We start from the raw sequence: 9938 nt of genomic DNA, 5'->3' as shown, positions 1-9938 counted from the left end.
CCTACAATCCCTCGCCGCCGACCCATTGCGCGTTCGACAGCCGGCGCGCCACCGACCAGGCCTGGCGGCGGATGTCGGGGACCGCGACGATTTCCCAGAAGGCGCCGCGCGTCATCGGGCCGACCGCGAGCAGACGGTCCGAGGCCACCCCGTCCGCGCCGATCGTCTGCGAATCCTGGGTGACGTCGATGCCGATGCGCAACGGATCGGCGCGCAGCAGTCCGCGCGTCACCAGCGCGCGCAGCAGCGGCTCCTGCGTCGCGGTAAGGTCACCCTGCGGTCCGGTGCCGTTGACGATGCGGCGGACACGCAGCGTCTCGATCGCGTCGCCGTGGCGGGGCCGGTAGCGCACGCGAATATGCGCGCCGTCGCGCTCGGCATCGATCAGCTTCGCCGCGCCGACCTGCAGCCGCCCCGCTTCACGCATTGTCTCGATCCGCTGTCGCACCGACGGCGCCAGCCGGTGGCGGTGGACGTCCCACCAGGCGCGCAGGTGGCGCAGGAAGCGGTGCCGCTCGGGCAACGCCATCGCGCCCCAGATGCTTTGCGTATAGGGACGCAGCTCGTCGACCGCGGCGCGCCAGTCGATCTCGCCGGCGCGCGTGCGCAGCGCCTGCAGGAGCCCGATCGCGGTCGGCTCCGGCCGCTCGGCGCGTTGCGTCTTGGGCACGCCGTCGGCATGCGCGTGCGGCAGCAGCCCGCGCCGCGACAGCGCGACGATGCGGCCCGAAAAGCCCTGCGCGTCGAGCAGCAGCGCGATGTCGACCATCGTCAGCCCGGTGCCGAGCACGAGCACGACGTCGTCGGGGGTCAGGCCCGCGGCGATGTCGGCGCTCCACGGGTCGGCGGCATAGCAGCCGTCGGCGAGCGATGCGGGATCGATCCCCGCCGGGGTGTGCGGCGGCAGGTTGCCGGGCGCCAGCACGACCGTGTCGGCGGCGATCATCTCGCCGTTCGCCAGCGTGACGCGCATATCGGTCGCCTGCGGATCGACGTCGATCGCCTCGGCCTGCACCACGCGCAACCGGCCCGGTGCGCGCGCGATCGTCTCGGCGAGCAGCGCGTCGAGATAGTCGCCATAGACGAGCCGCGGCGCGAATCCCTTGATCCGGCCGCCGTGCGTCGTCTCGAGCCAGCGCGCGAAATGGCCGGGATCGTCGGGCAGCGCGCTCATATTGTCGGCGCGGACGTTGAGCAGATGGTCGGGGTGCGCGGCGGCATAGGCGACACCGCGCGCGGTGTGCGGGCGGCGCTCGATCAGCGTCGCGCGCGGGCCGTCGTGGCGCAGCAGATTGACCGCGAGCAGCGTGCCCGAGAAGCCGCCCCCGATGATCGCCACATGATCGTGCCGCATGCCGTCTCCCGATCCGTTCGCGCGTCGATGGGCGATCAGGCGGGAGGCGTCAAATCCCAGGGCGGTCGCGGCGCGAAACGATCGGCGAGATGGCCGACGAACGCGGTCACCGCCGCGGGCAGCGGGTCGCGCGCGTGGACCGCATAGATGCCGACGTCGGTCGCGCCCTGCCAGTCGGGCAGGATGCGGACCAGCGCGCCCGCGGCGAGTTCGGCACCGACATCCCAGGTCGAGCGGAGCGCGATGCCGACGCCGGCGAGCGCGAGCGCGCGCACCACCTCGCTCGAATTGGTGGCGACCTGGCTCGCGACCGCGACGCTCTTGCGCACGCCCCGGCGCTCGAGCCGCCACGGGGTCTGCGTCGAGCCGGCGAGCAGGCGGTGGTCGGCGAGGTCGCGCAGCGTGGCGGGCGTCCCGCAGCGCGCGAGATAGGCCGGCGCGGCGCACAGGACGCGGCGATTGGGGGCGAGCAGCCGTGCGGCGAGGCGCGGCGTCTCGGGGGCGGGGGCGATGCGGATCGCGACGTCGATCCGGTCCGCGAGCAGGTCGGTGAAGCCGTCGTCGAGCCGCAGCTCGACCTGCACCGCGGGAAAGGCGTCGAGGAAAGCGGGCAAGGTGGGGGCGACATGGAGCCGCCCGAACGAGGTCGGCGCCGAGATGCGCAGCGGCCCGCTCGGCGTGGCGGCGCGGCCGGCAAGCTCCGCCTCGGCGACGGCGGCGGCGGCGAGGATCGCGCGCACCGCCTCGTAGAAGCCGCGCCCCGCCTCGGTCGGGGTCAGGCGTCGGGTGGTGCGGTGGATCAGCCGCGCGCCCAGCCGCGTTTCCATTGCCGCCAGCCGCTTCGAGGCCGCCGCCGGCGTCAGGCCGAGGTCGCGGCCTGCCGCCGACAGGCTGCCGCGCTCGATCGCGGTGGCGAACAGGCGATAATCTCGGTCCATCATTCGATCCCTCCGGGAGAAGATGCTGTGCCCGATCCTCGCCTACCGACGCAATCGGGGATCGCCTATACCGGCCGGGAAGAGGAGCCATCATGACCGACGCGACCGAAATTCACCGCATCGACATTGCGAGCGACGACGTCTCCAGGATCGACAAGGCCGGCCTGGCGGTCGCCGAGACGCTGGCGCGCTTCATCGACACGCGCGTGCTGCCCGGCACCGGGATCGAGCCCGACGCCTTCTGGTCGGGCGTGGCGGGCCTGTTCGCACGCTTCGCGCCGGAGAATGCGGTGCTGCTCGCCAAGCGCGACCGCCTGCAGGCGCAGATCGACGCCTGGCACGAGGGGCGCGCGGGCAAACCGGTCGATCCGGCGGACTATGAGGCGTTCCTGCGCGATATCGGCTATCTGGTCGCCGAGCCGGCGCCGTTCGCGGTGACGACCGACCGCGTCGACGCCGAGGTCGCGACGATGGCGGGGCCGCAGCTGGTCGTGCCGATCCTCAACGCGCGCTTCCTGCTCAACGCCGCCAATGCGCGCTGGGGCAGCCTCTATGATGCGCTGTACGGCACCGACGCGCTCGGCAGCCTGCCGCCCGCGGGTGGCTACGACACGACGCGGGGAGCGGCGGTGGTCGCCCGTGCCAAGGCCTTTCTCGACGAAGCGGTGCCGCTGGCAGACGGGCGCTGGGCCGATTTCGCGGGCGGCGAGCCCGTGCTGGCCGATCCGGCGCAGCGGGTCGGGCGCCGCGGCGACACGCTGCTGTTCCGCCACAACGGGCTGCACATCGAGCTGGTCGTCGATCCGTCGAGCGCGATCGGCCGGACCGATCCCGCGGGCATATCCGACGTCCTTCTCGAAGCCGCGCTGACCACGATCTGCGATCTCGAGGATTCGGTCGCCGCGGTCGATGCCGAGGACAAGGTCGCGGCCTATGCCAATTGGCTCGGGCTGATGAAGGGCGACCTCGTCGCCAGCTTTCAGAAGGGCGGCGAGACGCTGACGCGCACGCTCGATCCCGACCGCCGCTACACCGCCCCCGACGGCACCGACTTCACGCTGCCCGGCCGCGCGCTGCTGTTCGTGCGCAACGTCGGCCATCTGATGACGACGCCCGCGATACGGCTGCCCGATGGCCAGGAGGCGCCGGAGGGCATCCTCGACGGCATCGTCACCGCGACGATCGCGCTCCACGATCTCAATCGCGCCGGCCAGTATCAGAACAGCCGCGCGGGCTCGGTCTATATCGTCAAGCCCAAGATGCACGGGCCCGAGGAGGCCGGCTTCACCGATCGCCTGTTCGACGCGATCGAGGATCTGCTGGCGATGCCGCGCCACACGATCAAGGTGGGCGTGATGGACGAGGAGCGCCGGACCTCGGCCAATCTCGCCGCCTGCATCGCGGCGGTGAAGGGCCGGATCATGTTCATCAACACCGGCTTCCTCGATCGCACCGGCGACGAGATGCACAGCTCGATGCGGGCGGGCGCGATGATCCGCAAGGGCGAGATGAAGGCGTCGAGCTGGATCGCCGCCTATGAGGCGCGCAACGTGGGCGTCGGCCTCGCCTGCGGGATGGCGGGCAAGGCGCAGATCGGCAAGGGGATGTGGGCCGCGCCCGATCGCATGGCCGACATGCTCAACCAGAAGATCGGCCACCCGATGTCGGGCGCGTCCACCGCCTGGGTGCCGTCGCCGACCGCGGCGACGCTGCATGCGCTCCATTATCATGCGGTCGACGTCGCCGCACGCCAGTGCGCGCTTGGCGGCGAGCCGGTGCCGGCGCTGGGCGCGCTGCTGACGATCCCGCTGGCCGAGGGCCGCAACTGGTCGCCGCAGGAGATCGCCGACGAGCTCGACAATAATGCGCAGGGCATCTTGGGCTATGTCGTGCGCTGGGTCGACCAGGGCGTCGGCTGCTCGAAGGTGCCCGACATCCACGACATCGGGCTGATGGAAGACCGCGCGACGCTGCGCATCTCGTCGCAGCACATGGCCAATTGGATGCTCCACGGCGTCGCGAGCGCCGCCGAGGTCGATGCGGCGCTGACGCGGATGGCGGCCAAGGTCGATGCGCAGAACGCCGGCGATCCGGCATACATGCCGATGGCGGGGCGCGAGGCCGACAGCCTCGCTTATCAGGCGGCGCGCGCGCTGGTGTTCGAGGGGCTCGACCAGCCCAATGGCTATACCGAGCCGCTGCTGCACCGCTTCCGCCAGCGCGCGAAGGCGGGGGCATGACCGCTCCGTTCGTCCTGAGTAGCGGCTGAGTAGCCCGCAGGGCGTATCGAAGCGGCGTATCGAAGGATTGGGCACGCTGCTTCGATACGAGCCCTCGATACGCCGGCTGCGCCGGCTACTCGGACTCTACTCAGCACGAACGGACGGGGGAGGAAACGCTGCCCTCAGTGAAAGTCGCGCGACTTGGGGATGACGCGGACGTCGCGCGGGTGGCCGCCGCGCGACACCTGCGGATGGACGAAGACGTCGGCGCGCGAGACCTGGATCGGCACCTGCCCCTCCTGGCTCAGCCGGTCGAGCAGATCGGTGCGATCGACGATGCGGTTGGCCATCAGATGGATCACGCCTTCGGCGCTGCGCTGCACCTCGCCCTGCGCCTCCATCAGCCGCGCCGCCATCAGCGGGCGGCGATAGCGTTCGAACTGGCGCGCCCAGAGCAGGATGTTGACCACCCCGGTTTCGTCCTCGAGCGTCGCGAAGATCGCATTGCCCTTGCCCGGCCGCTGGCGGACCAGCACGACGCCGGCGACCTTCGCGCGCGATCCGTTTTTAGCCAGCGCGAGCTCGGCGCTGCTCAGGATGCGCTCGCGGCGCAGGGTGGCGCGCAGGAACAGCAGCGGGTGCGCCTTGAGCGACAGCCGCGTGGTCTGATAGTCGGCGGTGACCTGCTCGGCGAGCGGCATCGTGGGCAGCGCGGAATCGGGTTCGGCGGCAAGCTCGCGCGCCTGCGCGGCGGCGAACAGCGGCAGCTCGCCGCCGCCCGGCATCCGCCGCGCCGCCCAGGCCGCATCGCGGCGATCCGTGCCGATCGAATTGCACGCATCGGCGTCGGCGAGCAGCCGCAGCGCGCGCGCGGGCAATAGGGCGCGGCGGGCGAGCGCCTCGATGCTGTCGAAGGGGCCCTCGGCATCGCGCGCGGCGACGATCCTGTGGGCCCATTCCGCGCGGAAGCCGTCGATCTGGCGGAAGCCGATGCGCAGCGCGAACGTCGTGTCGCGGCGGCACGCGGCGACGTCCCAGCGCCAGCGCGGATGCGAGCGGCGGCGGGCGGCGTCGGGCTCGAGGCGGTTGTCCCACGCGCTGTGGTTGATGTCGACGGCGCGCACCTCGACGCCATGCTCCTGTGCGTCGCGCACGATCTGCGCGGGGGCGTAGAACCCCATCGGCTGCGCGTTGAGCAGCGCTGCGGCGAACACCGCCGGATAATGGCATTTGATCCACGACGAGACATAGACCAGCAGCGCGAAGGAGATGGCGTGGCTCTCGGGAAAGCCATAGCTGCCGAACCCGCGGATCTGCGCGAAGCAGCGCTGCGCGAACTCCGCCTCATAGCCCCGCCCGACCATGCCCTCGACCATCTTCTGCTCGAAATCCTCGATCCCGCCGCGGTTGCGGAAGGTCGCCATCGCGCGGCGCAGTTGGTTGGCCTGGTCGGGGGTGAAGCCCGCCGCGGTGATCGCGAGCTTCATCGCCTGTTCCTGGAACAGCGGCACCCCGAACGTATTGCCGAGCACCTCGTGCAGCTCGTTCGGATCATGCGGCGGCTTGGGCGCGGGGAAGACGATCGGCGCGCCGCCGAGCCGCAGCGCCTCACGCCGACGCAGATAGGGGTGGACCATGTCGCCCTCGATCGGGCCGGGCCGCACGATCGCGACCTGCACCGCGAGATCGTAGAAGACCCGCGGCTTGAGCCGGGGCAGCATGTTGATCTGCGCGCGGCTCTCGACCTGGAACACGCCGATGCTGTCGCCCTCGCAGAGCATGTCGTAGGTTTGCGCGTCCTCTGTCGGGATATTGGCGAGCGTCCACGCGCCGAGGCCGTGGTCTTCCATCAGCCCGAACGCCTTGCGGATGCAGGTCAGCATGCCGAGCGCGAGGATGTCGACCTTCATCAGCTTGAGCGCGTCGATGTCGTCCTTGTCCCATTCGATGAAGGTGCGGTCGTCCATCGCGGCATTGTGGATCGGCACGGTCTCGTCGAGCCGGTCCTGGGTCAGCACGAAGCCGCCGACATGCTGCGACAGATGGCGCGGCGCGTGGAGCAGCTGGTCGACGATCCATTTGAGCCGGGCGATGTCCTGGCTCGCCGGGTCGAATCCGGCGTCGGCGAAGCGGCGCGTCTCCATGCGATCGGCGAAACTGCCCCACACCGTGCTGGTCAGCCGGGTGGTGATGTCTTCGGACAGGCCGAGCGCCTTGCCCGCCTCGCGCACCGCGCTGCGTGGGCGGAAGTGGATCACGGTGGCGGCGATTCCGGCGCGCTCGCGGCCGTAGCGCTCGTAGATATGCTGGATGACCTCCTCGCGCCGCTCATGCTCGAAATCGACGTCGATGTCGGGCGGCTCGTTGCGTTCGGCCGAGACGAAGCGCGAGAACAGCAGGCTGAACTGCGCCGGATCGACCGAGGTGATGCCGAGACAATAGCAGACCGCCGAATTGGCCGCCGAGCCGCGACCCTGGCACAGGATCGGCGGATCCTTCGACCGTGCGAACTTGACCGCTTCGTAGACAGTGAGGAAATAATAGGCGTAGTTGCATTGCTTGATCAGCGCGAATTCTTCGTCGAGCGTCGCGCGTACCTTGGGGGGAATGCCGCCCGGATAGCGTTGCTCCGCCAGCCGCAGCGTCTCATGCTCCAGCCAGTCCTGTGCGTTCCACCCGTCGGGGACGGGCTCGTGCGGATATTCATAGGTGAGCTCGTCGAGCGTGAAGCCGATCCGCCCGACGATATCCGCCCAGGCCGAGACCGCGGCTGGCGCCTGGTGGAACAGCCGCGCCATCTCGCCTGTGGGCTTGAGGTGGCGCTCGGCATTGGCGAGCAGGCGGCGGCCGGCCTCGGCGATCGTCGTCCCCTCGCGGATGCAGGTGACGACGTCGTGGAGCGGGCGCTGTTCGGGGCTGGCGTAGAGCGCGTCGCAACTGGCGAGCAGCGGGATGCCGGTGCGGCCCGACAGCGCCAGCAGCCGGGCGAGCCGGCGCTCGTCGTCGCCCAGTCGCGGCATCGTCGCGGCGATCCACAGCGGGGCGACTTTGGCGAGCCGCCGCAGCAGGAATTCGTGCCGCTCGTCGGCGATCGCGATCAGCAACAGGTCTTGCGCATAGTCGATCAGGTCGGCGAGGAGGAGCTCGCACTCGCCCTTGACGGTGCGCCGGTTGCCGAGCGTCAACAGCCGCGTGAGCCGGCCCCAGCCTTTGCGGGTCGCGGGATAGGCGACGATGTCTGGCGTGCCGTCGGCGAAGGCGAGGCGCGCGCCGACGATCAGGCGGAAATCGATCGCGAGCCCGTGCGGTGCCGCTTGCTCGCGCGCGTCGCGGAGCGCGACATGGGCCTTCACCACCCCCGCCACCGTATTGCGGTCGGCGATGCCGATCGCCTTGTGCCCGAGCGCGATCGCATGGCCGACCATGTCCGAGGGATGCGCGGCGCCGCGCAGAAAGCTGTAATTGGTCGCCGCCACCAGCTCGGCGAAGCCGACGCCCTCGCTCATGCGAACAACCCGTGGATGTACCAGTCCGGCGCGGTGGTCTCCTGGCCGTAGAGGCCGTGGCGGAACAGCCAGAAGCGCCGGCCGCGGACATCCTCGACGCGAAAATAGTCGCGCGTCAGCAGCGGCTTGCTCGGACGCGACCGCGGCGGATCGGCGACCTCCTCGCCCGCCACGACGAGATCGTCGCGCGTCGGGCTGGGGCGTTGGTGCGAGGGTTCGGGATCGGGCAGGCGCTCGACGCCGACGCGCCACCATTCGGCGGCGATCCGTTCGGGGCCCTCGTAGCGCGTCACGTCATGCTGCGTGCGGCGCCAGCGGAAGCGGCGCGGCGGGCCGTCGGGCACCGCGTGGATCACCTCGATCCGCTGCGGCGGATCGAACAGATGGAGCGGGCGGAGCGGCGGCTCGCCGGGGGTGGGCGCCGTCCAGCGCGCCGGATCGGGCAGCTCGATCGCCGGCAGCGCGAAGGCCGATTGCTCGGGGATGTGCGTGTCGAGGCTCTGGAAGCGGCGGACGCGCGCACGCCCGATCCGCGTGCCGAGCCGGTCGACCAGCGCCGCCATCGCCTCCTCGCTGACCTGCCCGCCTTCGAGCTTGAGCTGGGTCGCGGCGAGCGGCTCGACGGTCGGTACCGCGAGCCGGATCATGTCGAAGCCAAAGCCCGGGTCGATCGGATCGGCGAGCGCATCGATCCGCTCGCGGAACAGCCGCGCGGGGACGGCAGGGTCGCGGGTCGGCAGCCCGGTCTCGACGCCGAGATCGCGCACCGCGCCGTCGCTGCGATAGAGCCGTGCGACGAAGCGTCGGCCGCCGCCATGCCGTTCCTCGAGCGCCAGCGCGGCCTCGCGCATCAGCGCGTCGAGGACGACGAGCGCATCTTCGGTGCGCGCGATCGGCTCGGCGAAGCGGCGCTCGAACAGCAAAGCGGGCAGCGCGCGCCGCGGCACGATGCGGCTGTCGGCGCGGCCGAGCAACCGGTCGAGCGCGTCGACCATCTCCGCGCCGAAGCGCGCGGCGAGCGGGGCGGTGGGCCGCGAGGCGAGATCGCCGATCGTCTTGAGCCCGGCGCGGCGCAACGCGACCACCGCGTCGTCGTCGAGGCGGAGGGCGACGACCGGCAGCCGGCGGAGCGCGCCGGCCTCGTCGGCGGCCGGCATCGTCTGGAAGCGCGCGAGCGCCTGCGCCGCCTCGGGCGATCCCGCCACCGCCTGGCGCAGGTGGATCCCGGCGCGCGCGAAGCGCCGCTCGATGTCGGCGGCGAGCGCGGCTTCGGACGCGAAAATGGGATCGGGTTCCCCAGCGCAGGCCGGGGTCCAGGCCCCACGCCTCGTATCAACCGGTGCGCCTGCCACGGGCTGCGGGCCTGGGCCCCGGCCAGCGCCCGGGAACGCATTCTGCTTCGCCTCCGCACGGCCAATCGCAAAACTCTCCAGACAGCCTGTGATGTCGAGCGTGATGCCGTCGGACGGATCGAGCGCGACCATCGGCGTCCAGCGGTCGCAGGCGTCGGCGAGGCGTTCGAGCCACAGCCGGTCGGCAAGCGAGTCATGCTCGACCGCGGCGAGCTCGGGGACGCGCGCGCGGGCGTCCGCCAGCGTCAGCCCGGGGGTGATCCCCAGCGCCAGCGCGGCAGCATCGAGCGCGACGATCCGCATCGCGCCGCGCTGCTTCTCGACGAAGGCGATCGGCGGCTCGGGCGCCGCGGTGCGACCCTCAGCCGACGCGCAGGCGCGGCGCTGCGCCGTCCGCCGGTCCGCGCTCAGCAGCGGCAGCCACAGCGCCAGATGCCGCCGCCCCGCAGTCTTCGGGCTCGGTGAAGCGCGCCTGCTCACGATCCCATTCCAGTCGCCAATGGCCGCCCGCGGGGCGCCCGCGCTGGCGCAGCAGCTCGACCGCGAGCACGGTATGCCCCGGCGCC

At 71.4% G+C, this 9938-nt stretch carries 5 protein-coding genes; 1 reads left to right on the top strand and 4 read right to left on the bottom strand.

Annotation, left to right across the window (positions count from 1 at the left end):
* Position 1 precedes the first annotated feature (1 nt).
* Complete coding sequence (locus Q0326_RS16755) at positions 2–1354, bottom strand: FAD/NAD(P)-binding protein (RefSeq protein ID WP_298692672.1); 1353 nt, start codon at positions 1352–1354, stop codon at positions 2–4.
* A gap of 35 nt (positions 1355–1389) precedes the next feature.
* A complete protein-coding gene (locus tag Q0326_RS16750) occupies positions 1390–2292 on the bottom strand; it encodes a LysR family transcriptional regulator (protein ID WP_298692670.1) in 903 nt (300 codons plus the stop codon).
* A gap of 92 nt (positions 2293–2384) precedes the next feature.
* Here Q0326_RS16750 and Q0326_RS16745 point away from each other — a divergent pair, with 92 nt between their 5' ends.
* The gene (locus tag Q0326_RS16745) at positions 2385–4532 is read left to right on the top strand and encodes a malate synthase G (protein ID WP_298692668.1); all 2148 of its coding nucleotides are present in this window, start codon (positions 2385–2387) and stop codon (positions 4530–4532) included.
* A 164-nt stretch (positions 4533–4696) separates the two neighbouring features.
* Here Q0326_RS16745 and Q0326_RS16740 read toward each other — a convergent pair whose 3' ends face one another.
* Both Q0326_RS16740 and Q0326_RS16735 read right to left on the bottom strand, forming a co-directional pair.
* On the bottom strand, positions 4697–8020 hold the full coding sequence (locus Q0326_RS16740) for an error-prone DNA polymerase (RefSeq protein ID WP_298692666.1): 3324 nt from the start codon (positions 8018–8020) through the stop codon (positions 4697–4699).
* Complete coding sequence (locus tag Q0326_RS16735) at positions 8017–9675, bottom strand: DNA polymerase Y family protein (RefSeq protein WP_363304305.1); 1659 nt, start codon at positions 9673–9675, stop codon at positions 8017–8019. The genes Q0326_RS16740 and Q0326_RS16735 overlap by 4 nt, the downstream gene beginning before the upstream one ends.
* Between the last annotated feature and the right edge of the window lie 263 nt (positions 9676–9938).

The sequence above is a fragment of the uncultured Sphingomonas sp. genome (assembly GCF_937859915.1).
Classification (GTDB): Bacteria; Pseudomonadota; Alphaproteobacteria; order Sphingomonadales; family Sphingomonadaceae; genus Solisphingomonas.
This window is presented reverse-complemented; position numbering and strand designations above follow the sequence as displayed.

Excerpts from the sequence above, each read along its gene's own strand:
- Q0326_RS16745 (WP_298692668.1), top strand. The coding sequence starts at position 2,385 with ATGACCGACGCGACCGAAATTCACCGCATCGACATTGCGAGCGACGAC.
- Q0326_RS16740 (WP_298692666.1), bottom strand. The coding sequence starts at position 8,020 with ATGAGCGAGGGCGTCGGCTTCGCCGAGCTGGTGGCGGCGACCAATTAC.
- Q0326_RS16755 (WP_298692672.1), bottom strand. The coding sequence starts at position 1,354 with ATGCGGCACGATCATGTGGCGATCATCGGGGGCGGCTTCTCGGGCACG.
- Q0326_RS16750 (WP_298692670.1), bottom strand. The coding sequence starts at position 2,292 with ATGGACCGAGATTATCGCCTGTTCGCCACCGCGATCGAGCGCGGCAGC.
- Q0326_RS16735 (WP_363304305.1), bottom strand. The coding sequence starts at position 9,675 with ATGCGGATCGTCGCGCTCGATGCTGCCGCGCTGGCGCTGGGGATCACC.